This is a genomic window from Pseudomonas mandelii, from assembly GCF_024138395.1.
GTDB lineage: Bacteria > Pseudomonadota > Gammaproteobacteria > Pseudomonadales > Pseudomonadaceae > Aquipseudomonas > Aquipseudomonas mandelii_E.
The window spans coordinates 246,153-272,748 of sequence record NZ_JAMYDU010000001.1 but is presented as its reverse complement, the minus strand read 5'-3'; the positions used below and the strand labels follow the sequence as shown (position 1 = coordinate 272,748).

General features: G+C 59.1%; 23 protein-coding genes. 20 read left to right on the top strand and 3 right to left on the bottom strand.

The genetic code is table 11. The features are described from left to right. Positions 1 to 37 precede the first annotated feature (37 nt). Positions 38 to 256 (top strand): translation initiation factor IF-1, encoded by a 219-nt coding sequence (gene infA / locus NHU87_RS01130; protein ID WP_002553999.1) that lies wholly within the window; start codon positions 38 to 40, stop codon positions 254 to 256. Positions 257 to 514: 258 nt separating this feature from the next. Here the strand turns inward: infA and clpA are convergent, their stop codons facing one another. Then, positions 515 to 2,785: an ATP-dependent Clp protease ATP-binding subunit ClpA gene (clpA, locus tag NHU87_RS01125; protein WP_038982525.1), complete on the bottom strand. Its 2,271-nt coding sequence runs from the start codon at positions 2,783 to 2,785 to the stop codon at positions 515 to 517. A 30-nt stretch (positions 2,786 to 2,815) separates the two neighbouring features. Then, on the bottom strand, positions 2,816 to 3,199 hold the full coding sequence (gene clpS / locus NHU87_RS01120) for an ATP-dependent Clp protease adapter ClpS (RefSeq protein ID WP_150746587.1): 384 nt from the start codon (positions 3,197 to 3,199) through the stop codon (positions 2,816 to 2,818). Between the two features lie 225 nt (positions 3,200 to 3,424). Here clpS and NHU87_RS01115 point away from each other — a divergent pair, with 225 nt between their 5' ends. After that, positions 3,425 to 3,706, top strand: a complete 282-nt coding sequence (locus NHU87_RS01115) for a cold shock domain-containing protein (protein WP_253544874.1) — start codon at positions 3,425 to 3,427, stop codon at positions 3,704 to 3,706. A gap of 73 nt (positions 3,707 to 3,779) precedes the next feature. On the opposite strand, the gene icd is transcribed toward NHU87_RS01115, so the two are convergent. After that, positions 3,780 to 5,036 (bottom strand): NADP-dependent isocitrate dehydrogenase, encoded by a 1,257-nt coding sequence (icd, locus tag NHU87_RS01110; RefSeq protein WP_007905029.1) that lies wholly within the window; start codon positions 5,034 to 5,036, stop codon positions 3,780 to 3,782. Between the two features lie 493 nt (positions 5,037 to 5,529). On the opposite strand from icd, the gene NHU87_RS01105 reads away from it, so the two are divergent. The 18 genes from NHU87_RS01105 to nuoJ all read left to right on the top strand — a co-directional run bounded on the left by NHU87_RS01105 (position 5,530) and on the right by nuoJ (position 26,595). After that, positions 5,530 to 7,755, top strand: a complete 2,226-nt coding sequence (locus NHU87_RS01105) for an NADP-dependent isocitrate dehydrogenase (protein ID WP_253544873.1) — start codon at positions 5,530 to 5,532, stop codon at positions 7,753 to 7,755. 211 nt (positions 7,756 to 7,966) lie between these two features. Next, a complete protein-coding gene (locus tag NHU87_RS01100; RefSeq protein WP_007905033.1) occupies positions 7,967 to 8,413 on the top strand; it encodes an NUDIX hydrolase in 447 nt (148 codons plus the stop codon). A 59-nt stretch (positions 8,414 to 8,472) separates the two neighbouring features. Beyond that, complete coding sequence (gene mnmA / locus NHU87_RS01095; RefSeq protein WP_253544872.1) at positions 8,473 to 9,606, top strand: tRNA 2-thiouridine(34) synthase MnmA; 1,134 nt, start codon at positions 8,473 to 8,475, stop codon at positions 9,604 to 9,606. Continuing rightward, positions 9,603 to 10,226 carry a high frequency lysogenization protein HflD gene (gene hflD / locus NHU87_RS01090; RefSeq protein WP_253544871.1) on the top strand — a complete coding sequence of 208 codons (624 nt, stop codon included), beginning with the start codon at positions 9,603 to 9,605 and terminating at the stop codon, positions 10,224 to 10,226. Before mnmA ends, hflD begins: the two co-directional genes overlap by 4 nt. Positions 10,227 to 10,353: 127 nt before the next feature. Then, on the top strand, positions 10,354 to 11,724 hold the full coding sequence (purB, locus tag NHU87_RS01085; RefSeq protein ID WP_253544870.1) for an adenylosuccinate lyase: 1,371 nt from the start codon (positions 10,354 to 10,356) through the stop codon (positions 11,722 to 11,724). Between the two features lie 86 nt (positions 11,725 to 11,810). Continuing rightward, positions 11,811 to 12,980 carry a ribosomal protein uL16 3-hydroxylase gene (locus NHU87_RS01080; RefSeq protein WP_253544869.1) on the top strand — a complete coding sequence of 390 codons (1,170 nt, stop codon included), beginning with the start codon at positions 11,811 to 11,813 and terminating at the stop codon, positions 12,978 to 12,980. Beyond that, positions 12,973 to 13,398, top strand: coding sequence for a GNAT family N-acetyltransferase (locus NHU87_RS01075; protein WP_253544868.1), 426 nt, complete (start codon positions 12,973 to 12,975; stop codon positions 13,396 to 13,398). The genes NHU87_RS01080 and NHU87_RS01075 overlap by 8 nt, the downstream gene beginning before the upstream one ends. Positions 13,399 to 13,614: 216 nt before the next feature. After that, complete coding sequence (locus tag NHU87_RS01070; protein ID WP_253544867.1) at positions 13,615 to 14,376, top strand: secretin N-terminal domain-containing protein; 762 nt, start codon at positions 13,615 to 13,617, stop codon at positions 14,374 to 14,376. Between the two features lie 510 nt (positions 14,377 to 14,886). Further along, positions 14,887 to 16,212 (top strand): isocitrate lyase, encoded by a 1,326-nt coding sequence (aceA, locus tag NHU87_RS01065; RefSeq protein ID WP_253544866.1) that lies wholly within the window; start codon positions 14,887 to 14,889, stop codon positions 16,210 to 16,212. Between the two features lie 648 nt (positions 16,213 to 16,860). Beyond that, complete coding sequence (locus tag NHU87_RS01060; RefSeq protein ID WP_007905050.1) at positions 16,861 to 17,274, top strand: NADH-quinone oxidoreductase subunit A; 414 nt, start codon at positions 16,861 to 16,863, stop codon at positions 17,272 to 17,274. 10 nt (positions 17,275 to 17,284) lie between these two features. After that, positions 17,285 to 17,959: a NuoB/complex I 20 kDa subunit family protein gene (locus NHU87_RS01055; protein WP_050682721.1), complete on the top strand. Its 675-nt coding sequence runs from the start codon at positions 17,285 to 17,287 to the stop codon at positions 17,957 to 17,959. A gap of 72 nt (positions 17,960 to 18,031) precedes the next feature. Then, a complete protein-coding gene (gene nuoC / locus NHU87_RS01050; protein WP_095053166.1) occupies positions 18,032 to 19,816 on the top strand; it encodes an NADH-quinone oxidoreductase subunit C/D in 1,785 nt (594 codons plus the stop codon). Between the two features lie 2 nt (positions 19,817 to 19,818). Then, positions 19,819 to 20,316, top strand: a complete 498-nt coding sequence (nuoE, locus tag NHU87_RS01045; RefSeq protein ID WP_253544865.1) for an NADH-quinone oxidoreductase subunit NuoE — start codon at positions 19,819 to 19,821, stop codon at positions 20,314 to 20,316. Continuing rightward, positions 20,313 to 21,668: an NADH-quinone oxidoreductase subunit NuoF gene (gene nuoF, locus NHU87_RS01040; protein ID WP_253544864.1), complete on the top strand. Its 1,356-nt coding sequence runs from the start codon at positions 20,313 to 20,315 to the stop codon at positions 21,666 to 21,668. Before nuoE ends, nuoF begins: the two co-directional genes overlap by 4 nt. Before the next feature lie 137 nt (positions 21,669 to 21,805). Next, the gene (nuoG, locus tag NHU87_RS01035; RefSeq protein ID WP_253544863.1) at positions 21,806 to 24,520 is read left to right on the top strand and encodes an NADH-quinone oxidoreductase subunit NuoG; all 2,715 of its coding nucleotides are present in this window, start codon (positions 21,806 to 21,808) and stop codon (positions 24,518 to 24,520) included. Then, positions 24,517 to 25,524: an NADH-quinone oxidoreductase subunit NuoH gene (gene nuoH, locus NHU87_RS01030; RefSeq protein WP_253544862.1), complete on the top strand. Its 1,008-nt coding sequence runs from the start codon at positions 24,517 to 24,519 to the stop codon at positions 25,522 to 25,524. The genes nuoG and nuoH overlap by 4 nt, the downstream gene beginning before the upstream one ends. 12 nt (positions 25,525 to 25,536) lie before the next feature. Then, positions 25,537 to 26,082: an NADH-quinone oxidoreductase subunit NuoI gene (gene nuoI / locus NHU87_RS01025; protein ID WP_197679435.1), complete on the top strand. Its 546-nt coding sequence runs from the start codon at positions 25,537 to 25,539 to the stop codon at positions 26,080 to 26,082. A 9-nt stretch (positions 26,083 to 26,091) separates the two neighbouring features. Beyond that, positions 26,092 to 26,595, top strand: a complete 504-nt coding sequence (gene nuoJ / locus NHU87_RS01020) for an NADH-quinone oxidoreductase subunit J (protein WP_007905076.1) — start codon at positions 26,092 to 26,094, stop codon at positions 26,593 to 26,595. The last annotated feature ends 1 nt before the right edge of the window (position 26,596 follow it).

Here is a 26,596-nt window from a genome sequence, read left to right as displayed (position 1 = left end):
CACCGGGCCATTCATTGGACACCGAGGGCTTTACTGCATGTCGAAAGAAGACAGCTTCGAAATGGAAGGCACTGTCGTCGACACCCTGCCCAACACCATGTTTCGTGTGGAGTTGGAAAATGGGCACGTCGTAACCGCGCATATCTCCGGCAAGATGCGCAAGAACTACATCCGTATTCTTACCGGCGACAAAGTGCGCGTCGAGCTGACGCCCTATGACTTGAGCAAAGGGCGCATCACCTACCGCGCTCGCTAATCAAGTCAATACAAAACGCCCGGCTATGCCGGGCGTTTTTGTTTGTGGGGGAATTAGCTGCCACATTTCGAGCCATTGCACAGATCCTGTGGGAGCGGGCTTGCCCGCGATAGCGGTGGGTCTGCTTGCCTGAATGCTGAATGTGCCGCCGCCTTCGCGGGCAAGCCCGCTCCCACAGGGTTTTGTGTTTATCGCTTGAAATCGACCAGACAGCAAAAAGGCGCCAATCGGCGCCTTTTGCTTTGTTGCGGTTTAACGTCAGGCCATTTCAGCCGTGGTCTCGAACTCGAAGGTCAGCTCGCCGTCCTTGATGTCGATGTGTACCACACCGCCATGTTCGGCCAGTTCGCCAAAGAGGATCTCTTCGGCCAGTGGACGCTTGATCTTGTCCTGGATCAAACGCGCCATTGGACGAGCACCCATTGCCGAGTCGTAGCCACCCGCCGCCAGCCAGCTGCGAGCAGCGTCGGTGACTTCCAGCAGCACACGCTTGTCTTCCAGCTGCGCCTGAAGTTCGGTAAGGAACTTGTCCACCACGCTTTTGATGACCTCATGGCTGAGGCGACCAAACTGGATAATGGTGTCCAGACGGTTACGGAATTCCGGCGTGAAGCTCTTCTTGATCACTTCCATCGCATCGGACGAATGGTCCTGATAAGTGAAACCGATCGAAGCACGCGCTGCAGTCTCGGCACCGGCGTTGGTCGTCATGATGACGATCACGTTACGGAAGTCCGCCTTGCGCCCGTTGTTATCGGTCAGCGTACCGTGGTCCATGACCTGCAACAGCAGGTTGAAGACTTCCGGATGCGCCTTCTCGATTTCATCGAGCAACAGCACGCAGTGAGGCTGCTTGGTAATGGCTTCGGTCAACAGACCGCCCTGATCGAACCCGACATAGCCTGGAGGCGCACCGATCAGACGCGATACGGTGTGGCGCTCCATGTACTCGGACATGTCGAAGCGAACCAGCTCGACCCCCAACGCCTTGGCCAGTTGCCGCGCGGCCTCGGTTTTACCAACACCGGTCGGCCCTGCGAACAGGAACGAACCGACGGGCTTGTCAGGCGACTTGAGGCCGGCACGGGACAGTTTGATCGCGGTCGACAGCGAGTCGATCGCCGCATCCTGACCAAATACCGTGAGCTTCAGGTCACGCTCAAGGTTACGCAGTAGCTCTTTGTCGGAACTGGTGACGTGCTTTGGCGGAATTCGCGCGATTTTCGCGACGATGTCCTCGACCTGAGGCACTTCGATGCGTTTCACGCGCTTCTCGATCGGTTGCAGACGCTGATAGGCGCCCGCCTCGTCGATGACGTCGATCGCTTTGTCCGGCATGTGCCGGTCATTGATGTAACGCGAGGCCAGTTCAGCAGCGGCGCGCAGGGCTTCATCGCTGTATTCGATATTGTGGTGCGCTTCGAAACGCCCTTTCAGGCCGCGCAGAATGCCAATGGTGTCTTCCACCGATGGTTCCGACACATCGACCTTCTGGAAGCGCCGGGCCAGAGCACGGTCCTTCTCGAAGATTCCGCGGAATTCCTGGAACGTGGTCGAACCGATGCAGCGAATGTCGCCCGAAGACAGCAATGGCTTGAGCAGGTTCGAAGCATCCATGACACCACCGGACGCAGCGCCCGCACCGATGATGGTGTGGATCTCGTCGATGAACAGGATCGCCTGCGGACGTTTTTTCAGCTCATTGAGCAGCGCCTTGAAGCGCTTCTCGAAATCGCCGCGGTACTTGGTCCCGGCCAGCAAGGCCCCCAGATCGAGGGAATACACCACGCTGTTGGCCAGAAGGTCCGGCACCTGGTTGTCGACAATGCGTTTGGCCAGGCCTTCGGCAATCGCGGTTTTACCCACGCCTGCCTCGCCCACCAGTAGCGGGTTGTTTTTGCGACGACGCGCGAGGATCTGCGCGACGCGCTCGACCTCCAGCTCACGGCCTACCAACGGATCGATACGACCCTGGCGCGCGAGTTCGTTGAGGTTGCTGGCATAAGCATCCAGAGGATTGCCTGAAGAAGAAGACTCACCGCCCTCGTCGTCCTGCATATCTTGTTCACCTTCAGAGTGATCGCCATGCCCCGGCACTTTGGAAATGCCATGGGCGATGTAGTTGACGACATCGATGCGCGCAACGCTCTGCTGTTTCAGCAGAAACACTGCCTGACTCTCTTGCTCACTGAAGATTGCGACCAGCACGTTAGCGCCAGTCACTTCGCGTTTGCCCGAGCTCTGTACGTGAAAGACAGCACGTTGCAGTACACGCTGGAAGCCCAGGGTTGGCTGGGTTTCACGATCCTCGTCATGAAGAGGGATCAATGGCGTGGTGGAGTCGATGAACTCCTGCAGATCATGCTTGAGTTTGTCGAGGTTTGCGCCGCAGGCACGCAAAACGGTGGCGGCAGCCTCATTATCCAATAGGGCCAACAGGAGGTGCTCGACGGTCATGAATTCATGACGCTTCGAACGAGCCTCCTTGAAGGCAAGATTGAGGGTGACTTCGAGCTCGCGGTTTAACATAGCTTCACCTCATACCCAAGTGGTCGGCGATTAACCGTCCTTCTCGATTTCACAGAGTAGCGGATGCTGGCTTTCCCTGGCGTACTGGTTGACCTGCATGGCCTTGGTCTCGGCGATGTCGCGGGTAAACACTCCACATACTGCCCGTCCTTCTGTGTGGACGGCCAGCATGACCTTGGTCGCCAGCTCGCGATTCAGGTTAAAAAACACCTCGAGCACTTCGACGACGAAATCCATCGGTGTGTAGTCATCGTTGAACAAAACCACCTTATACATAGGCGGCGCCTGTAAAGCAGGCTTAGCCTCCTGAACAGCAATGCCTGCGGAATCGTCGTCGTGTTCCTCCGGGTGATCTTTTTGGAGAATCGGGCGATCCTGATTGAATGTTAGTCGAATCTGGCTGATTGCATGCATGGAAAGAAAGGTTCGTCAGTTGTGCAAATACAGTGGTGGGGGCGGCCATCGAGGATTTCAACTCCGACTGCCCGGTCACCTTGACTATCGGAAAATCGGTGTTACAAACAATAGAGCCCACAGTGGGTAAAAAAGGTCCGCGGAGTCAATCTTATTTGCAAGATCAGACTGCGGATTAACTGGATGATACTCCAGTGATGGAGTCTGTTGCAGAGGGATATGGGTATGTCAGTCGGTACGGTGAAATGGTTCAACAATGCCAAGGGGTTCGGTTTCATTAACACCGACGCCAGAGAAGGTCGCGACGAGGAAGGCAAGGATATCGATTTCTTTGCCCATTATTCGGCCATTGACATGGAAGGGTATAAAACCCTCAAGGCCGGGCAAATCGTTGGCTTCGAGATCATTCAGGGCCCCAAAGGGTTGCATGCAGTAAAGATCGTGCCTGTCGCCCCCCCGACCGAACAGACCACTCCCGCCACCCGGAAAGAAACAGTGTCGAGCTGATGCCCCCCCATCATCCAGTCATAAAAAAACCGCCCGAAGGCGGTTTTTCTGTCAGCTGGCTTACATCTGCGGCTTACATATGCGAGATGAGCGCATCACCAAACGCGGAAGACGACAGCAGTTTCGCGCCCTCCATCAGACGTTCGAAGTCATAGGTCACGGTTTTCGCGGAGATCGCGCCGTTGGTGCCTTTGATGATCAAGTCGGCCGCTTCGGTCCAGCCCATGTGACGCAGCATCATCTCGGCGGACAGGATCAACGAACCCGGGTTGACCTGGTCCTTGCCGGCGTACTTCGGCGCGGTACCGTGGGTCGCTTCGAACATGGCCACGGTGTCGGACAGGTTCGCACCTGGCGCGATACCGATACCGCCCACTTCCGCCGCCAGGGCGTCGGAGAGGTAGTCCCCGTTCAGGTTCAGGGTCGCGATCACATCGTACTCGGCCGGGCGCAGCAGGATCTGCTGGAGCATGGCGTCGGCGATGGCGTCCTTGACGATGACGTTCTTGCCGGTTTTCGGGTTCTTGAACTGCATCCACGGACCGCCGTCGAGCAGGGTCGCGCCGAATTCTTCAGCGGCCACTTCGTAGGCCCATTCCTTGAAGGCGCCTTCGGTGAACTTCATGATGTTGCCTTTGTGCACGATGGTCAGCGAGTCGCGGTCGTTATCGACTACATACTGCAGAGCCTTGCGCGCCAGACGTTTGGTGCCTTCCAGGGAAACCGGCTTGACGCCAATACCGCAGTTTTCGTCGAAACGGATCTTGGTGACGCCCATTTCTTCTTTAAGGAACTTGATGACCTTGGTCGCTTCCGGCGAACCGGCCTTCCATTCGATACCGGCATAAATGTCTTCCGAGTTTTCACGGAAGATGGTCATGTCGACATCGCCTGGCTTCTTGACCGGGCTCGGCACGCCTTCGAACCAGCGCACCGGACGCAGGCACACGTACAGGTCGAGTTGCTGACGCAGGGCCACGTTCAGCGAACGGATGCCACCGCCAACCGGCGTGGTCAGAGGGCCCTTGATGGAAACCACGTAATCCTTGACGGCGTCCAGGGTTTCCTGAGGCAGCCAGGTGTCCTGATCGTAAACCTGAGTCGCTTTCTCCCCGGCGTAGACTTCCATCCAGGAAATTTTGCGCTCGCCGCCGTAAGCCTTCTTAACAGCAGCATCGACAACCTTGATCATGACCGGGCTGATATCAACGCCAATACCATCGCCTTCGATGAAGGGGATGATCGGGTTGTTAGGAACATTGAGAGAATGGTCTGCGTTGACGGTGATTTTGTCGCCGACGGCCGGAACCTGAATCTTCTTGTATCCCATGCTGTACTCCATTGTTTGGATTGAACATCTGGCTGCGTTCGAGCGTACCCCAGTTAAATCGGCGCGCAAACCCTATGTTCCACCCATCTGCCGCAAAGCTGCCCAGTTCGCGACGTACAACCCTGAAAGCAAAGGGAAAAGCGCCAAACTCAAGCACGGCGAACGACTCTACGCGTCGCACTCCCCTGCGACCTTTAGACCAATGGACGAAAAACGTTACCTATGAACCATCGGCAGATTGCCAGCTACCTATGTATAATGCCGCCGCTGACCACAGAGTCACGACGGCCGACCGCTCTATCACAAGACGTTGGGCCCGAATAAGCCGGATTGTTATCGCAATCCACCCGCTTGACGCTCGACTGATGCACCCAACATCACCGCGAAGAAACCTCGACATTCGGCTCATGGATGACTTTGAACGAACGCGCTTACCCGGCGCCCCTCGAGTTTCTGCGCACGCTTTAGCAAAGAAGAGAGAGTTAATCCGAATATGCCCACCCGCTCGAAGATCATCTATACCTTCACCGACGAAGCCCCAGCCCTCGCCACCTATTCACTGTTGCCTATCGTAGAGGCTTTCACCGCCTCGGCTGATATCGCCGTTGAAACCCGCGATATCTCTCTTGCAGGGCGCATTCTGGCCAGCTTCCCCGAGCAATTGGGTGACAAAGCCGTAGCCGACCACCTCGCCGAACTGGGCGACCTGGCCGTTACGCCTGAAGCCAACATCATCAAGCTGCCGAACATCAGCGCTTCGGTTCCGCAACTGCAGGCCGCGATCAAAGAGCTGCAAGCCCAGGGCTTCGCACTGCCGGACTACCCGGAAACCGTGACCAGCGATGCCGACAAGCTCGCCAAATCGCGTTACGACAAGATCAAGGGCAGCGCCGTAAACCCGGTTCTGCGCGAAGGCAACTCCGATCGTCGTGCACCACTGTCGGTCAAGAACTACGCGCGCAAGCACCCGCACAAAATGGGCGCCTGGGCCAAAGACTCCAAGTCTCACATCGCTCACATGAGCACCGGCGATTTCTACGGCAGCGAAAAAGCCGCCCTGATCGACGCCGCTGACGCCGTCAAAATCGAACTGATCGCTCAAGACGGCACCACCACCGTCCTGAAAGAAAAAACCACCGTACAAGCCGGTGAGATCCTCGATTGCGCCGTCATGAGCAAAAACGCACTGCGCAGCTTCATCGCGGCCGAGATCGAAGACGCCAAAGCCAAAGGCGTGCTGCTGTCGGTTCACCTGAAAGCCACCATGATGAAGGTTTCCGACCCGATCATGTTCGGCCAGATCGTTGCCGAGTTCTATAAAGACGCACTGGCCAAGCACGCTGACGTGCTGGCCCAGATCGGCTTCAATCTGAACAACGGCATCGGCGACCTGTACGCTCGCATCAAGGCTTTGCCTGCCGAGCAACAAGCGCAGATCGAAGCGGACATCCAGGCGGTCTACGCCGTTCGTCCGTCGTTGGCCATGGTCAACTCCGACAAAGGCATCACCAACCTGCACGTACCGAGCGACGTCATCGTCGACGCTTCGATGCCGGCAATGATCCGTGACTCCGGCAAAATGTGGGGCACCGACGGCCAGCTGCACGACACCAAGGCTGTGATCCCGGATCGCTGCTACGCCACCATCTACCAGGCGGTGATCGAAGACTGCAAGGCTAACGGTGCTTTCGATCCGACCACCATGGGCAGCGTGCCGAACGTTGGCCTGATGGCGAAAAAAGCTGAAGAGTACGGCTCCCACGACAAGACTTTCCAGATCAAGGCAAACGGCGTGGTTCGGGTTTCCGACAGCGCAGGCCGCACTCTGCTGGAACAGTCGGTTGAAGCCGGCGACATCTTCCGCATGTGCCAGACCAAAGACGCGCCGATCCAGGACTGGGTCAAACTGGCCGTCAACCGTGCTCGTGCAAGCGCAACTCCGGCCATTTTCTGGCTGGACCCAATGCGCGCCCACGACGGCGTAGTAATCGAGAAAGTTCAGGCCTACCTGAAGGATCACGATACTTCCGGCCTGGACATCCGCATCATGTCGCCTGTCGACGCGATGAAGTTCACCCTGGACCGCACTCGTGAAGGCAAGGACACCATTTCGGTGACCGGCAACGTATTGCGCGACTACCTGACTGACCTGTTCCCGATCATGGAACTGGGCACCAGCGCCAAGATGCTGTCGATCGTTCCGCTGATGAACGGCGGTGGTCTGTTTGAAACCGGCGCCGGCGGTTCGGCACCGAAGCACGTTCAGCAACTGCTGGAAGAGAACTTCCTGCGCTGGGATTCCCTGGGCGAATTCCTGGCCCTGGCTGCTTCCCTCGAACACCTGGGTGTTACCTACAACAACCCTAAAGCGCTGGTGCTGGGCAAGACCCTGGATCAAGCCACTGGCCAGTTCCTGGACAACAACAAGTCGCCATCGCGCAAAGTCGGCAACATCGACAACCGCGGCAGCCACTTCTACCTGGCACTGTACTGGGCTCAAGCCCTGGCCGCCCAGACCGAAGACACTGCACTACAAGCGCAGTTCGGCGAACTGGCCAAAACCCTGACCGAGAACGAAGCGACCATCGTTGCCGAGCTCAATGCCGTTCAGGGCAAGCCAGTGGACATCGGCGGTTACTACCACGCCAATGCCGAACTGATCAGCAAGGCCATGCGCCCGAGCAACACCTTCAACGCCGCGATCGCTGCGCTGGTTTAAGGTTGTAAGGATGCAAAGAAGCCCCGGCCCAGCGCCGGGGTTTCTGTTTCTGGCTTTTACACATATCTATCTGCCGAAACAAACCCTGTGGGAGCTGGCTTGCCTGCGATAGCCATTTATCATTCAACACTGAAATTGACTGACCTACCGCTATCGCAGGCAAGCCAGCTCCCACAGGATCGGGTTTCAACATTCAAATTGAGGAAGCTTCATGGATTGGCTACCCCACATCACCGTCGCCACCATCGTCGAAGACAATGGTCGTTTCCTGATGGTCGAAGAACTCAAGCACGGACAAACAGTGCTCAACCAGCCCGCCGGTCATCTGGACCCGGATGAAACCCTGATCGACGCCGCCGTGCGTGAAACCCTTGAGGAAACCGGCTGGGACGTCGAGCCGACAGGCGTGGTGGGTATTTATCTCTATACCGCGCCGAGCAATGGCGTGACCTATCAGCGGGTCTGCTTCACCGCAAAACCGCTCAAACACCACCCGGACTATCAGCTGGACGACGGTATCGTCGGCGCAAAATGGCTGACGCGTGACGAACTGCTGCAACAGCGCGCAAACTGGCGCAGTGAGCTGATCATCCGCTGTATCGATGATTATCTGGACGGCAAACACTTCAGCCTCGAGCTGATCCGCCCTTCTCTTTAGCCTTGCAGGCTTGAGCCTGCTAGAATCGCGTCCTTTTTCAAGACACTCATTGAATCCCTATGCGTGATCCAGCCCCTTCTGACACACAAAAGAAGCGCGTCATTGTCGGCATGTCCGGCGGCGTGGACTCTTCCGTTTCCGCTCTCCTGCTGATCGAGCAGGGTTATGAGGTGGAAGGCCTGTTCATGAAGAACTGGGAAGAAGACGATGGAACGGAATACTGCACCGCCATGGATGACCTGGCGGACGCTCAGGCCGTGTGCGACAAGATTGGCATCAAGCTGCACACCGCCAACTTCGCCGCCGAGTACTGGGACAACGTGTTCGAGCATTTCCTGGCCGAATACAAGGCCGGTCGCACGCCGAACCCGGACATCCTCTGCAACCGCGAAATCAAGTTCAAGGCGTTCCTCGACTACGCCATGATGCTCGGCGCCGACCTGATCGCCACCGGCCACTACGTGCGCCGCCGCGACATCGATGGCCGCACCGAATTGCTCAAGGGCCTGGACCCGAACAAGGACCAGAGCTATTTCCTGCACGCCGTCGGCGGTGAACAGATCGCCAAGACGCTGTTCCCGGTCGGCGAACTGGAAAAACCCGAAGTGCGCGCGATTGCCGAGAAACACGACCTGGCCACCGCGAAGAAAAAGGATTCCACCGGGATCTGCTTTATCGGCGAACGCCGCTTCAGCGACTTCCTCAAGCAGTACCTGCCGGCCCAGCCAGGCGAGATCAAGACCACCGAAGGCGAAGTCATCGGCCGTCACCACGGCTTGATGTATCACACCATCGGCCAGCGTCAGGGCCTGGGCATCGGCGGGTTGAAAGACGCCGGTGACGAGCCGTGGTACGTGCTGATCAAGGACCTGGAACACAACGAGCTGATCGTTGGCCAGGGCAATGATCACCCTTATCTGTTCTCCCGCGCCCTGCTCGCCTCGGATATTTATTGGGTCAACCCCATCGATTTGACCGAGCCGCGCAAGCTGACCGCCAAAGTGCGTTATCGCCAGAGCGACCAGCCTTGCACGCTGGAGAAGACCGCCAGCGGCTACCGCGCGACCTTCGATGACCCGCAGCGCGCGGTCACCCCAGGCCAATCCGTGGTGTTCTACGACGGTGAAGTCTGCCTCGGCGGTGGCGTGATCGAAGTGGCCGAACCCTGGACCAGCAAGGGTCAGCGCGCATGAGCCCGACTCAGGAGCAACTCACAGCGCTGGGCGGCGTGTTTCTCGCCGCCGTACTGGTCGACAAGATCGCCAAGACCGGTCAGACCAACGAAGCCGGCCTGACCTGCATGCTCGGCAGCCTGTTGATTCGCGACCCCAAGGACACGCTGGAAGTCTATGGCGGCGACGACATCAATCTGCGTGAAGGCTACCGCGCATTGATCGGCGCCCTGGAGCGAGACCCCAGCACCCTCCAGCGCGAACCGCTGCGCTACGCCCTGGCGATGCTGGGGCTGGAACGTCAGCTGGCCAAGCGCGACGACTTGCTGGAAGTGATCGGCAAGCGTTTGCCGCAGATTCAGTCTCAAGTCGAGCACTTCGGCCCGGCTCATGAAAACGTGATCGCTGCCTGTGGTGCGTTGTATCAGGATACCCTGAGCACCCTGCGCCAACGGATTCAGGTGCACGGCGACATGCGCAACTTGCAGCAACCGAGCAATGCCTCGAAGATTCGCGCGCTGTTGCTGGCCGGAATTCGATCGGCACGCCTGTGGCGGCAGTTGGGCGGTCATCGCTGGCAGTTGGTGATCAGCCGACGCAAGTTGCTTAAAGAGCTTTACCCGCTGATGCGTAGCAGCTGAACCGCGCCCGCAATACCGCTTTGTAGTCAGTAACGCGTAATACGCCGGTCAGTTGGCAACGGACCGGCGGATTTTTTCATGTATGATACGCGCCCCATTTCGTTGCCCGACTGTCCGAGAACACCCCATGCAGCTCTCTTCGCTCACTGCGGTTTCCCCTGTTGACGGCCGCTACGCCGGCAAAACCCAGGCCCTGCGCCCAATTTTCAGCGAATACGGTTTGATCCGTGCTCGCGTTCTGGTTGAAGTGCGCTGGCTCCAGCGCCTGGCCGCTCACCCTGCCATCAGCGAAGTGCCGGCGTTCTCCGCCGAAGCCAACGCGGTGTTGAACACCCTGGCGGAAAACTTCTCTCTGGAGCACGCCGAGCGCGTCAAAGAGATCGAGCGCACCACCAACCACGACGTCAAAGCCATTGAGTACCTGCTCAAAGAGCAAGCGGCCAAACTGCCAGAACTGGCTGCCGTCAGCGAATTCATCCACTTCGCCTGCACCAGCGAGGACATCAACAACCTGTCCCACGCCCTGATGCTGCGCGAAGGCCGTGATGACGTGATGCTGCCGCTGATGCGCCAGACCGCCGAAGCCATCCGCGAGCTGGCGATCCGTTTCGCTGACGTGCCGATGCTGTCGCGCACCCACGGTCAACCGGCCTCGCCGACCACCTTGGGCAAAGAGCTGGCGAACGTGGTTTACCGTCTGGAGCGTCAGATCGCTCAAGTCGCCGCCGTTCCGCTGCTGGGCAAAATCAACGGCGCTGTCGGCAACTACAACGCTCACCTTTCGGCCTATCCTCAGATCGACTGGGAAGCCAACGCCCGCGCCTTCATCGAAGACGAGCTGGGCCTGGGCTTCAACCCGTACACCACGCAGATCGAACCGCACGACTACATCGCCGAGCTGTTCGACGCGATCGCGCGCTTCAACACCATCCTGATCGACTTCGACCGCGACATCTGGGGCTACATCTCCCTGGGTTATTTCAAACAGCGCACCATCGCTGGCGAAATCGGTTCGTCGACCATGCCGCACAAGGTCAACCCGATCGACTTCGAAAACTCCGAAGGCAATCTGGGTATCGCCAACGCACTGTTCCAGCACTTGGCGAGCAAGCTGCCGATCTCCCGCTGGCAGCGTGACCTGACCGACTCCACCGTACTGCGCAACCTCGGTGTCGGCTTCGCCCACAGCGTGATCGCGTACGAAGCCAGCCTCAAAGGCATCAGCAAGCTGGAGCTCAACGAGCAAAAGATTGCCGCTGACCTGAACGCGTGCTGGGAAGTATTGGCCGAGCCGATCCAGACCGTGATGCGTCGCTACAACATCGAAAACCCGTACGAGAAATTGAAAGAGCTGACTCGCGGCAAGGGCATCAGCCCTGAAGCGCTGCAGACCTTCATCGACGGGCTGGACATGCCGGCGCAAGCCAAGGCTGAGCTGAAACTGCTCACCCCGGCGAACTACATCGGCAACGCTGTAGAGCAAGCCAAACGCATCTGATCAACCGCTTTACCCGTTTGAGACGCCCGGCAGCGCCGGGCGTTTTTATTCCCGTCTGAAAAGTGCTTTTTTTCAATAGGTTACACATGAATCCTGACATTCCTCTTCAACTTCTGGGCGGCATCACGGCGCGCGAATTCCTGCGTGACTACTGGCAGAAAAAACCCCTGCTGATCCGTCAGGCGATCCCTGATTTCGAAAGCCCGATCGACGCCGACGAACTGGCCGGCCTGGCGCTGGAAGAAGAAGTCGAATCGCGCCTGATCATCGAGCACGGCGAGCGCCCTTGGGAATTGCGCCGCGGCCCGTTCGCCGAAGACGAATTCAGCAAGTTGCCGGAACGCGAGTGGACCCTGCTGGTGCAAGCCGTCGACCAATTCGTGCCGGAAGTCAGCGAACTGCTCGAGCATTTCCGCTTTCTGCCGAGCTGGCGCATCGACGACGTGATGATCAGCTTTGCCGCCCCAGGTGGCAGCGTCGGTCCGCACTTCGATAACTACGACGTGTTCCTGCTGCAAGGCCACGGCAAGCGCAACTGGAAAATCGGCCAGATGTGCGACTCCGAAAGCCCGCTGCTGCAACACGCCGACCTGCGCATCCTCGCCGACTTCGAAGCGACCGATGAGTGGGTCCTGGAACCGGGCGACATGCTCTACCTGCCGCCGCGCCTGGCTCACTGCGGCGTGGCCGTTGACGACTGCATGACTTACTCGGTCGGTTTCCGCGCGCCGAGCGCAGCTGAAGTGCTGACTCACTTCACCGATTTCCTCAGCCAGTTTCTGTCGGACGAAGAGCGTTACACCGACGCCGACGCCCTGCCGGCTGTCGATCCTCATCAGATCCAGCACGACGCCCTCGATCGCCTGAAAAGCCTGCTGGCCGAGCACATGAGCGACGAGCGCCTGCTGCTGACCTGGTTCGGCCAGTTCATGACCGAGCCGCGCTACCCGGAACTGGTGGTTGGCCCGGAAGAAATCGAGGAAGACGACCTGCTCGCCAGTCTCGAGCAAGGCGCCGTGCTGATCCGCAATCCGAGCGCACGCCTGGCCTGGTCGGAAGTCGATGATGACCTGCTGCTGTTTGCCAGCGGTCAGAGCCGTTATCTGCCGGGCAAACTGCGCGAGTTGCTGAAGATGATCTGCGCCGCCGATGCGCTGCACGTCGACAATCTCGGCGACTGGCTCAGCGATGAAGACGGTCGCGGCCTGCTGTGCGAACTGATCAAGCAAGGCAGCCTGGGGTTTGCCGATGAATAAAATTCACGTACGTGTCGCAGACTGGCAAAAGGACAACGCCGAGATCCGGCGCATTCGTGAGACGGTGTTCATCGCCGAGCAATCCGTTCCGCCTGAACTGGAATGGGATGCTGATGACGAGAGCGCGGTGCATTTCCTCGCCCTCGAAGGCGACTTTCCGATCGGCACCGCCCGCCTACTGCCCGATGGTCACATTGGCCGGGTGTCGGTGCTGAAGGACTGGCGAGGTCTGAAAGTCGGCGATGCGCTGATGCAAGCGGCGATCGGTGAAGCCGAGGAGCGCGGGCTGAAGCAGCAGATGCTGAGCGCGCAAGTGCAGGCCACGGCGTTCTACGAGCGCTTGGGCTTCAGCATGGTCAGTGAGGAATTCCTGGAAGCCGGGATTCCGCATGTGGACATGGTGCGTCACTCGGCCTGACACCGAGGTGAGGCCTTCGCGGGCAAGCCTCGCTCCTACAGGATTTACGCTGAACCCGTAGGAGCGAGGCTTGCCCGCGAAAGCACCCTCAAGAACACCACAAAACGCCCCGCCATCTTCGGATGCCGGGGCGTTTTGCTGTCTACGATTCAACTTGCCCCACTGCAAGCCGACAAACTGGCAATATCAAGACTTTAAAGGCCGGAGATAACGGAAATGTCCCTACGCACCCTGCTCACCACGCTGCTGCTGACCTGCAGTTTTTCGGTCATGGCCGCCACCGAGATCGTGCCCCTGAACTATCGCACCAGCGCCGATCTGCTACCGGTGGCGCAGAACTTCATCGGCAAGGACGGCCAGGTCAGCGCCTATGGCAATCAGCTGATCGTCAACGCAGAACAGCGCAAGATCGACGAACTCAAGGCCGTGATCAGCCAACTCGATGTGGCCGCCAAGCGCTTGCTGATCACGGTCGACACCAACGAAAACAACTTCCAGGGCGATCAGGGTTACTCGGTGAACGGTGCCAAGCCGAGCCAGACCCGCATCATCAACCACAGCACTGACAGCCGTGACGGCGGCATCCAGCAGGTTCAAGCCAGTGAAGGCACACCGGCGCTGATCCAGGTCGGCCAGAGCGTGCCGCTGACCAGCGCGCAGACCGACAGCTATGGCGACCTGCGCAGCCAGACCGAATACCGCAACGTCACCCAAGGCTTCTACGTCACCGCCAGCGTCACCGGCGACATCGTTCATCTGGCAATCAGTACCAACCGTGACCGGATGAGCCAGGAACGTCCCGATGTAGTGAACGTGCAAAGTACCGACACAACTGTCAGCGGCCGACTGGGCGAGTGGATCACCCTGGCCGGCGTAAATCGCCAGACTCAGGCCGACAAACAGGGCCTGACCCGCAGCTACTCGACTCAGGGCCGGGATGACATGACTCTGCGGGTGAAAGTCGATACGTTGGACTAAAGCACCGAAAACTGACTGGTTAGTCGTATTAGACCAAAGATGTAGTGCTTGAAAAAAAGCACTACAAAACGTTTGACGAGCCAAAAAAGCAAAGGCATGATGGCCTCGCTCCCGCTAATCAGAGGCCCTGGCAAGGGCTTTCGAGTTGTTGTTCGCACCTACCCCGCGAGCCGATTCGTGTCTGTACCGCCCACAAGGTGTGTTTGACGAGGTTGCCGACTGGAACGAAGTTGTCCCGAGGGACGGAAGCGTAATAGGTAACCCGGCTCCACACTGAAGTTCGCACCAAGGCCCACGACGCCCGAATGCGCTCGCCAGTTCGCCCTTACCTGCTCACTTCCCCCAAGAGCCCATCGTTCATCCCGTCGCCTTCCCCGCCAAATCCGACTTGACCGCCTAAGCTTCTGGTCAGCGAGCAGCCTTTTACGCCCCTTTGAATTGCGTACTTGGCACGCAGGAACTGTCCACCCAGAACTACTTTCGATTAAAGACGCGACGAGGTTTATCTCCATGGCACTGACACGCGAACAGCAAATTGCAGCCCTCGAAAAAGATTGGGCTGAAAACCCGCGCTGGAAAGGCGTGACACGCAATTACTCCGCTGCTGACGTCGTCCGTCTGCGTGGCTCGGTTCAACCTGAGCACACCTTTGCAAAAATGGGCGCCGACAAGCTTTGGAACCTGGTAACCCAGGGTGCCAAGCCGTCCTTCCGCCCTGAGAAAGATTTCGTCAACTGCATGGGCGCCCTCACCGGCGGCCAGGCTGTGCAACAAGTCAAGGCCGGTATCCAGGCGATCTACCTGTCGGGCTGGCAAGTGGCTGCGGACAACAACTCCGCCGAATCGATGTACCCTGATCAGTCGCTGTACCCGGTGGATTCGGTTCCGACCGTGGTCAAGCGCATCAACAACTCGTTCCGTCGTGCTGACCAGATCCAGTGGAAAGCCGGCAAGAACCCGGGCGACGAAGGTTACATCGACTACTTCGCGCCGATCGTGGCGGACGCTGAAGCCGGTTTCGGCGGCGTACTGAACGCCTACGAGCTGATGAAGAGCATGATCGAAGCTGGCGCCGCCGGCGTTCACTTCGAAGACCAACTGGCTTCCGTGAAAAAATGCGGCCACATGGGCGGCAAGGTACTGGTTCCGACCCAGGAAGCTGTGCAGAAGCTGACCGCTGCTCGTCTGGCAGCTGACGTTGCCGGTACACCGACCATCATCCTGGCCCGTACCGACGCCAACGCAGCCGACCTGCTGACGTCCGACTGCGACCCGTACGACCAGCCATTCGTAACTGGCGAACGTACTCAGGAAGGTTTCTACAAAGTACGCGCCGGTCTCGACCAGGCCATCGCTCGCGGCCTGGCCTACGCGCCGTTCGCCGACCTGATCTGGTGCGAAACCGCCAAGCCGGATCTGGACGAGGCTCGTCGCTTCGCTGAAGCGATCAAAAAGGAATACCCGGACCAACTGCTGTCGTACAACTGCTCGCCTTCCTTCAACTGGAAGAAAAACCTGGACGACGCGACCATCGCCAAGTTCCAGCGCGAACTGTCCGCCATGGGTTACAAGCACCAGTTCATCACCCTGGCCGGCATTCACAACATGTGGCACAGCATGTTCAACCTGGCGCACGACTATGCCCGCAACGACATGACTGCCTACGTGAAGCTGCAAGAGCAAGAGTTCGCTGACGCTTCGAAGGGCTACACCTTCGTGGCTCACCAGCAGGAAGTGGGCACCGGCTACTTCGACGACATGACCACCGTGATTCAAGGTGGCACGTCCTCGGTGACCGCGCTGACCGGTTCGACCGAAGAAGAACAGTTCCACTGATCTGCTTCGTTTAACAAACGGCCCTTGCGGACCGAATAAAAAGCTAACCGCAAAGCCGCTCATCTGACGCCCCGACTGGTTCGGGGCGTTTTTTTTGCCTGCGATTTAACAACCCCGCAAAACCCTGTGGGAGCGGGCTTGCCCGCGATAGCGGTGTGTCAGGCGCTGCAGATGTTGACTGACAGATCGCTATCGCGGGCAAGCCCGGCTCCCACAGGGAATGCGTCAACCCCCAAAATTTTGCGAAAAACATTGATCCAGAGCGGTACTGCGATCAGAAAAAGAGGGTAAAACGGGGGCGCCTGCTACTTGCAGTAACGCGCATATAAGACAACTTCGTGACCCTTTACCCGTTAAACGGTTTGAAAACCGCGATAAATAATATTGATTATCATTTAGCGACAACTATGTTCGTTACATTCCCTACAAGACATATTTGACAAAACCCCCGCTAATGCCCGAGCGGCATGGGCTACAGGGCTTTGGAGGCACGCTATGTCCTTATTCTTGTAAATAATTTCGCTATCTGAATTTTACTTGCTCGGTGTTTAGCCATAAAATCACCGCGATTGATTGCTGCGACATATCGTCACTGCTTTGTTTCTTTTCAAGCTCAGAGACCTTTGCTCTCTGTTAAGGATTACCAGCATGCCCGAAGCGACCGGACTCATGGCCCACAACTGGGGCTTTGCCATTTTCCTTCTGGGTGTCGGCGGCCTGTGCGCCTTCATGCTCGGCGTATCCAGCCTCCTTGGGTCAAAAGCCTGGGGTCGCAGCAAAAACGAACCGTTCGAGTCCGGCATGCTACCTACCGGTGGCGCCCGCTTGCGGCTCTCAGCCAAATTCTATCTGGTCGCGATGCTCTTCGTGATCTTCGATATCGAAGCCCTTTTTCTCTTTGCCTGGTCTGTGTCCGTCCGCGAAAGCGGCTGGACCGGATTCGTCGAAGCTCTCGTTTTCATAGCAATTCTGTTGGCAGGCCTTGTCTACCTATTCCGAGTGGGCGCCCTTGACTGGGCTCCGGAAGCTCGTCGTAAGCGGCAAGCGAAGCTGAAACAATGAGGCTTTGGCAATGCAATACAATCTCACCAGGATCGACCCCGATGCTCCTAACGAGCAGTATCCGATTGGCCAGCGGGAAACCGTTTCCGATCCGTTAGAAGATCAAGTCCACAAAAACATTTTCATGGGCAAGCTCGAAGACGTGCTCAACGGCACGATCAACTGGGGGCGCAAGAACTCCCTGTGGCCGTATAACTTCGGTCTTTCGTGCTGCTACGTGGAAATGACCACCGCCTTCACGGCGCCCCACGACATCGCGCGCTTTGGCGCCGAGGTTATCCGGGCATCGCCGCGTCAGGCGGATTTCATGGTTATCGCCGGTACCTGCTTCATCAAGATGGCGCCGATCATTCAGCGTCTCTACGAGCAAATGCTAGAGCCTAAATGGGTCATCTCCATGGGTTCGTGCGCCAACTCCGGTGGCATGTACGACATCTACTCCGTCGTTCAAGGGGTGGACAAGTTCCTGCCCGTGGACGTCTACGTGCCTGGCTGCCCGCCCCGCCCTGAAGCTTTTCTACAAGGCTTGATGCTCTTGCAAGAGTCGATTGGACAGGAGCGTCGCCCACTTTCCTGGGTCGTCGGCGATCAAGGCGTGTACCGCGCCGAGATGCCTTCGCAAAAGGAACAGCGCCGCGAACAGCGAATCGCAGTCACCAACCTGCGCAGCCCCGACGAAGTCTGATCCAGATCTGTTCTTACAAAGAAACGAGAAACTGGCTTCATTCTTTACGTTGACCGAAAGCGATAAATAACCATGACTACAGGCAGTGCTCTGTACATCCCGCCTTATAAGGCAGACGACCAGGATGTGGTCGTCGAACTGAACAATCGTTTTGGCCCGGAGGCGTTCACCGCCCAGCCGACCCGCACCGGCATGCCGGTGCTTTGGGTTGCCCGCGCCAAACTCGTCGAAGTCCTGACCTTCCTGCGCAACCTGCCCAAGCCGTACGTCATGCTCTATGACCTGCACGGCGTGGACGAGCGTCTGCGCACCAAGCGTCAAGGGCTGCCAAGCGGCGCCGACTTCACTGTGTTCTATCACTTGATGTCGATCGAACGTAATAGTGACGTAATGATCAAGGTCGCCTTGTCCGAGAGCGACCTTAGCGTGCCGACCGTTACCGGTCTCTGGCCGAACGCCAACTGGTACGAGCGTGAAGTGTGGGACATGTACGGCATCAACTTTGCCGGTCACCCGCACCTGACCCGCATCATGATGCCGCCGACCTGGGAAGGTCACCCGCTGCGCAAGGACTTCCCGGCCCGCGCCACCGAGTTCGACCCGTTCAGCCTGACCCTGGCCAAGCAACAGCTTGAGGAAGAAGCCGCGCGCTTCAAGCCTGAAGACTGGGGCATGAAGCGTTCCGGACCGAATGAGGACTACATGTTCCTCAACCTGGGTCCCAACCACCCTTCGGCTCACGGTGCATTCCGTATCATCCTGCAGCTGGACGGCGAAGAGATCGTCGACTGCGTGCCGGACGTCGGTTACCACCACCGTGGTGCCGAGAAGATGGCCGAGCGTCAGTCCTGGCACAGCTTCATTCCGTACACCGACCGTATCGACTACCTCGGCGGCGTGATGAACAACCTGCCGTACGTGCTCTCGGTCGAGAAGCTGGCCGGCATCAAGGTGCCCGAGAAGGTCGACGTCATCCGCATCATGATGGCCGAGTTCTTCCGGATCACCAGCCACCTGCTGTTCCTGGGGACTTACATCCAGGACGTCGGCGCCATGACCCCGGTGTTCTTCACCTTCACCGACCGCCAGAAGGCGTACACGGTGATCGAAGCCATCACCGGTTTCCGTCTGCACCCGGCCTGGTACCGCATCGGTGGCGTCGCCCACGACCTGCCGCGCGGCTGGGAAAAACTGGTCAAGGATTTCGTCGAGTGGATGCCCAAGCGTCTGGACGAATACCAGAAAGCCGCACTGGACAACAGCATCCTGCGTGGCCGGACCATCGGCGTCGCCGACTACAACACCAAAGAGGCCCTGGAATGGGGTGTCACCGGTTCCGGCCTGCGCGCCACCGGTTGCGATTTCGATCTGCGCAAGGCGCGCCCGTACTCCGGCTACGAGAACTTCGAATTTGAAGTCCCGCTGGCGGCCAATGGCGATGCCTACGACCGTTGCATCGTTCGCGTCGAAGAAATGCGCCAGAGCATCAAGATCATCGAGCAATGCATGCGCAACATGCCGGAAGGCCCGTACAAGGCGGATCACCCGCTGACCACGCCGCCACCCAAAGAGCGCACGCTGCAACACATCGAGACCCTGATCACGCACTTCCTGCAAGTTTCGTGGGGCCCGGTCATGCCGGCCAACGAATCCTTCCAGATGATCGAAGCGACCAAGGGCATCAACAGTTATTACCTGACGAGCGATGGCGGCACCATGAGCTACCGCACCCGGATTCGTACCCCAAGCTTCCCGCACCTGCAGCAGATCCCTTCGGTGATCAAAGGCAGCATGGTCGCGGACTTGATCGCGTACCTGGGTAGTATCGATTTCGTTATGGCCGACGTGGACCGCTAAGCATGAACAGCCCGCTTATCCAGACAGACCGTTTCGCCCTGAGCGAAACCGAGCGCTCGGCCATCGAGCACGAGTTGCATCACTACGAAGACCCGCGCGCGGCGTCGATCGAAGCCCTGAAGATCGTCCAGAAGGAACGTGGCTGGGTGCCTGACGGCGCGCTCTACGCCATCGGCGAGATGCTTGGCATCCCGGCCAGCGATGTTGAAGGGGTGGCGACGTTCTACAGCCAGATCTTCCGTCAGCCCGTGGGCCGTCACATCATTCGCGTCTGCGACAGCATGGTCTGCTACATCGGCGGCCATGAGTCGGTGGTCAGCGAAATCCAGAGCAAGCTGGGCATCGGCCTGGGTCAGACCACCATCGACGGTCGTTTCACCCTGCTGCCGGTCTGCTGCCTCGGCAACTGTGACAAGGCGCCGGCGCTGATGATCGACGACGACACGTTCGGTGATGTGCAGCCTGCCGGCGTTGCCAAATTGCTCGAGGGCTACGTATGACCCTGACTTCCTTTGGTCCTGCCAACCGCATCAAGCGTGTCGCTGAGACTCATCCGCTCACCTGGCGTCTGCGTGACGACGGCGAAGCCGTCTGGCTCGACGAATACCAGGCCAAGAACGGTTACGCCGCTGCGCGCAAGGCCTTCGCCGACATGGCCCAGGACGACATCGTCCAAACCGTGAAAGATTCCGGCCTCAAGGGCCGCGGCGGTGCAGGCTTCCCTACGGGCGTGAAGTGGGGCCTGATGCCCAAGGACGAATCCATCAACATCCGCTACCTGCTGTGCAATGCGGATGAAATGGAGCCGAACACCTGGAAAGACCGCATGCTGATGGAGCAACTGCCCCATCTGCTGATCGAAGGCATGCTGATCAGTGCTCGCGCGCTGAAAACCTACCGTGGCTACATCTTCCTGCGTGGCGAATACACCACTGCCGCCAAGCACCTGAACCGTGCCGTGGAAGAAGCCAAGGCTGCTGGCCTGCTGGGCAAAAACATCCTGGGCTCGGGTTTTGATTTCGAGCTGTTCGTCCACACCGGTGCCGGGCGTTACATCTGCGGTGAAGAAACCGCACTGATCAACTCCCTCGAAGGCCGCCGCGCCAACCCGCGCTCCAAGCCGCCCTTCCCTGCCGCCGTGGGCGTTTGGGGCAAGCCGACTTGCGTGAACAACGTGGAAACCCTGTGCAACGTGCCGGCGATCATTGCCGACGGCGTGGACTGGTACAAATCGTTGGCCCGCGAAGGCAGCGAAGACATGGGCACCAAGCTCATGGGCTTCTCCGGCAAGGTCAAGAACCCTGGGCTGTGGGAGTTGCCGTTCGGCGTCACCGGTCGCGAGCTGTTCGAAGATTACGCCGGCGGCATGCGCGACGGTTACAAGCTCAAGTGCTGGCAGCCAGGCGGCGCCGGTACCGGTTTCCTGTTGCCGGAACACCTGGACGCACAAATGTACGCCGGCGGCATCGCCAAAGTGGGCACCCGTATGGGTACCGGCCTGGCCATGGCGGTGGACGACAGCGTCAACATGGTGTCCTTGCTGCGCAACATGGAAGAGTTCTTCTCCCGCGAATCCTGCGGCTTCTGCACCCCGTGCCGTGACGGTCTGCCGTGGAGCGTCAAGCTGCTGCGCGCGATCGAGAACGGTGAAGGGCAAGCCGGCGATATCGAGACCCTGCTGGGTCTGGTCGGTTTCCTCGGCCCGGGCAAGACCTTCTGTGCACACGCACCAGGTGCCGTGGAGCCGTTGGGCAGCGCCATCAAATACTTCCGCCCAGAGTTCGAAGCCGGCATCGCGCCTACCAGCGCCGTCGTCCCGCCTCTGGCAAAGCCGATCGTAGTCGGCGCGTAAACGCTTAAAAAGGCGAAGGGTCCGTGCCCTTCGTCTTCTCGTGTGATGACGCCGTGAACGGCTGTGTTGATTCACGCGAATAACAAGATTCCATTAGCCACGCCCGCTGACACCGGGCCAACGAAGAACTTTGAACCATGGCCACTATCCACGTAGACGGCAAAGAGCTCGAAGTCGATGGGGCAGACAACCTGTTACAGGCGTGTCTGTCGCTAGGCCTCGATATCCCTTATTTCTGCTGGCACCCAGCCCTTGGCAGCGTTGGCGCTTGCCGCCAGTGCGCGGTCAAGCAGTACACCGACGAGAACGACAAGCGTGGTCGGATCGTCATGTCTTGCATGACCCCCGCCACCGATGGCAGCTGGATCTCCATCGACGACGAAGAAGCGAAAGTGTTTCGCGCCAGTGTTGTTGAATGGCTGATGACCAACCACCCTCACGACTGCCCGGTCTGTGAGGAAGGCGGTCACTGCCACCTGCAAGACATGACGGTGATGACCGGCCACAACGAGCGCCGTTATCGCTTCACCAAGCGCACCCACCAGAACCAGCAACTGGGCCCGTTCATTTCCCACGAAATGAACCGCTGCATCGCCTGCTATCGCTGCGTGCGCTTCTATAAGGACTACGCCGGCGGCACCGACCTCGGCGTGTTCGGCGCCCACGACAACGTGTACTTCGGTCGCGTTGAAGACGGCACCCTCGAAAGCGAGTTCTCCGGCAACCTCACCGAGGTCTGCCCGACCGGTGTGTTCACCGACAAGACTCACTCCGAACGCTACAACCGTAAGTGGGACATGCAATTCTCGCCGAGCATCTGCCATGGCTGCTCCAGCGGTTGCAACATTTCCCCGGGCGAGCGTTACGGCGAACTGCGTCGCATCGAAAACCGTTTCAACGGTTCGGTGAACCAGTACTTCCTGTGCGACCGTGGCCGTTTCGGCTATGGCTACGTCAACCGCGAAGACCGCCCGCGTCAGCCACTGTTGGCCAATGGCGCCAAGCTGAGCCTCGACGAAGCGCTGGATAAAGCTGCTGACCTGCTGCGCGGTCGCAACATCGTCGGTATCGGTTCGCCGCGCGCCAGCCTCGAGAGCAACTACGCGTTGCTTGAACTGGTCGGCGCCGAGCACTTCTACTCCGGCATCGAAGCCGCTGAACTTGAGCGCATTCGTCTGGTTGTGCAGGTGCTCAAAGACAGCCCGCTGCCGATCCCGAACATGCGCGACATCGAAGATCACGATGCGATTTTCGTCCTCGGCGAAGACCTGACCCAGACTGCCGCGCGCATGGCCCTGGCCCTGCGTCAATCGGTCAAGGGCAAGGCCGAAGACATGGCCGACGCCATGCGCGTTCAGCCGTGGCTCGATGCCGCGGTGAAGAACATCGGTCAGAACGCGCTGAACCCGCTGTTCATCGCCAGCCTGGCTGAAACCAAGCTCGACGACGTGGCTGAAGAATGCGTTCACGCAGCTCCTGACGACCTGGCCCGCATCGGTTTCGCCGTGGCTCATGCCCTCGATGCCAGCGCGCCGGCCGTTGAAGGCCTGGACGCTGAAGCCCTCGAACTGGCTCAGCGCATCGCCAACGCCCTGCTCGCTGCCAAGCGTCCATTGATCATTGCCGGTACCTCGCTGGGTTCCAAGGCATTGATTGAGGCTGCTGCCAACATTGCGAAGGCCCTGAAGCTGCGCGAGAAGAACGGTTCCATCAGCCTGATCGTGCCAGAGGCCAACAGCCTCGGCCTGGCCATGCTCGGTGGTGATTCGGTCGACGCAGCCCTGCAAGCGGTAATCGACGGCAAGGCCGACGCCATCGTCGTGCTGGAAAACGATCTGTACACCCGCACCGACAAAGCTCGTGTCGATGCTGCCCTGAACGCCGCGAAAGTGGTGATCGTGGCGGACCATCAGAAGACCGCCACCAGCGATCGCGCGCACCTGGTTCTGCCAGCGGCCAGCTTCGCTGAAGGCGACGGTACGCTGGTCAGCCAGGAAGGCCGCGCCCAGCGTTTCTTCCAGGTCTTCGACCCGACTTACCTCGACGCAAGCATTCTGGTTCATGAAGGCTGGCGCTGGCTGCATGCCCTGCGCGCTACCCTGCTGAACCAGCCGATCGACTGGACCCAACTGGACCACGTCACCGCTGCTGTTGCTGCGAGCAAACCGCAACTGGCGCGCATCGTCGATGCCGCGCCGTCCGCCGCGTTCCGGATCAAAGGCCTGAAACTGGCTCGCGAACCGCTGCGTTACAGTGGCCGGACCGCCATGCGCGCCGACATCAGCGTGCACGAACCGCGTACCTCCCAGGACAACGACACCGCGTTCTCGTTCTCCATGGAAGGTTACTCGGGCTCGGTCGAACCGCGTCAGCAGGTCCCATTCGCCTGGTCGCCGGGCTGGAACTCGCCGCAAGCCTGGAACAAATTCCAGGACGAAGTCGGTGGTCACCTGCGTGCGGGCGACCCAGGCACTCGCCTGATCGAAAGCACCGGTGATTCGCTGAACTGGTTCGCCAGTGTTCCGCGCGCGTTCAACCCGGCTCCGGGCACCTGGCAGGTCGTGCCGTTCTTCCACCTGTTCGGCAGCGAAGAGAACTCTTCCAAAGCCGCGCCGGTTCAAGAACGCATTCCAGCCCCGTACCTGTCGCTGGCCAAGTCCGAAGCCGATCGCCTGGGCGTTAATGACGGTGCTCTGCTGAGCCTGAACGTGGCCGGTCAGACCTTGCGTCTGCCGCTGCGCATCAACGAAGAGCTGGGCGCCGGTCTGGTCGCGTTGCCGGCCGGTATCGCCGGCATTCCGCCCGCGATCTTTGGCAAATCCGTTGACGGTCTGCAGGAGGCAGCGCTATGACCTGGTTCACTCCTGAAGTGATCGACATCATCATCGCGGTCCTCAAGGCCATCGTGATTCTGCTCGCCGTGGTGGTGTGCGGCGCGCTGCTGAGCTGGGTCGAGCGTCGTCTGCTCGCCCTCTGGCAGGACCGTTACGGTCCGAACCGCGTCGGCCCGTTCGGCGCGTTCCAGATCGCCGCCGACATGATCAAGATGTTCTTCAAGGAAGACTGGACCCCGCCGTTCGCCGACAAAGTGATCTTCACGTTGGCACCGGTCGTGGCCATGAGCGCCTTGCTGATGGCCTTCGCGATCATCCCGATCACCCCGACCTGGGGCGTGGCGGACATCAACATCGGCATCCTGTTCTTCTTCGCCATGGCCGGTCTGTCGGTTTACGCGGTGCTGTTCGCCGGTTGGTCGAGTAACAACAAGTTCGCCCTGTTGGGCAGCTTGCGGGCCTCGGCACAAACCGTGTCGTACGAAGTGTTCATGGGCCTGTCGCTGATGGGCATCGTGATCCAGGTTGGCTCGTTCAACATGCGCGACATCGTTGAATACCAGGCGCAGAACCTGTGGTTCATCATTCCGCAGATCTTCGGTTTCCTGACCTTCTTCATCGCTGGCGTCGCCGTGACTCACCGTCACCCGTTCGACCAGCCGGAAGCGGAACAGGAGCTGGCCGACGGTTACCACATTGAATACGCCGGCATGAAATGGGGCATGTTCTTCGTCGGCGAGTACATCGGCATCGTGTTGATTTCGGCGCTGCTGGTGACCTTGTTCTTCGGTGGCTGGCACGGTCCGTTCGGCATTCTGCCGCAGATCCCGTTCATCTGGTTCGCACTGAAAACCGCGTTCTTCATCATGTTCTTCATCCTGCTGCGCGCCTCGATCCCGCGCCCACGGTATGACCAAGTGATGGATTTCAGCTGGAAGTTCTGCCTGCCGCTGACCCTCGTCAACATGCTGGTGACCGCTGCGATCGTGTTGCTCAACACGCCCGCCGTCGCGGCTCAGTGAGGATAGAGAATCATGAAGTACATATTTGACATCGTGCATGGCTTCTTCACCCAGCTTCGCAGCCTGGTGATGATCTTCGGCCACGCCTTCCGCAAGCGCGACACGCTGCAGTACCCGGAAGAAGCCGTGTACCTGCCGCCGCGCTTCCGTGGACGTATCGTGCTGACCCGCGACCCCGACGGCGAAGAGCGTTGCGTAGCTTGCAACCTGTGCGCCGTGGCGTGCCCGGTAGGTTGCATCTCGCTGCAGAAAGCTGAAACCGATGACGGTCGCTGGTACCCGGAGTTTTTCCGTATCAACTTCTCGCGCTGCATTTTCTGCGGCCTCTGCGAGGAAGCCTGTCCGACCACCGCGATCCAGCTGACACCGGATTTCGAGATGGCCGAGTTTAAACGTCAGGACCTGGTGTACGAGAAAGAAGATCTGTTGATCTCCGGCCCCGGCAAAAACCCTGATTACAACTTCTATCGTGTTGCAGGTATGGCGATTGCCGGTAAGCCGAAAGGCGCCGCGCAGAATGAAGCCCAACCGATCAACGTGAAGAGCTTGCTGCCTTAAGGAAGAAAGATGGAATTCGCTTTCTATTTCGCATCGGGTATCGCTGTTGTGTCCACGCTTCGCGTGATCACCAACACCAACCCCGTGCACGCCCTGCTCTACCTGATCATTTCGTTGATCGCCGTGGCCATGACCTTTTTCGCCCTCGGCGCGCCGTTCGCCGGTGTGCTGGAAGTGATCGCCTACGCCGGCGCCATCATGGTGCTGTTCGTGTTCGTGGTGATGATGCTGAACCTGGGGCCCGCCTCGGTTCAGCAAGAGCGCGTCTGGCTCAAGCCCGGCATCTGGCTCGGCCCGGTCGCCCTCGGCACCCTGCTGCTGGTTGAACTGCTGTACGTGTTGTTCAGCGATGCCAGCGGTCAGGCCATCGGCCACACCACCGTAGACGCCAAGGCCGTGGGCATCAGCCTGTTCGGTCCTTATCTGCTGGTGGTCGAACTCGCCTCGATGCTGCTGCTTGCCGCAGCCGTCACGGCGTTCCATCTGGGCCGTAACGAAGCCAAGGAGCAATGAC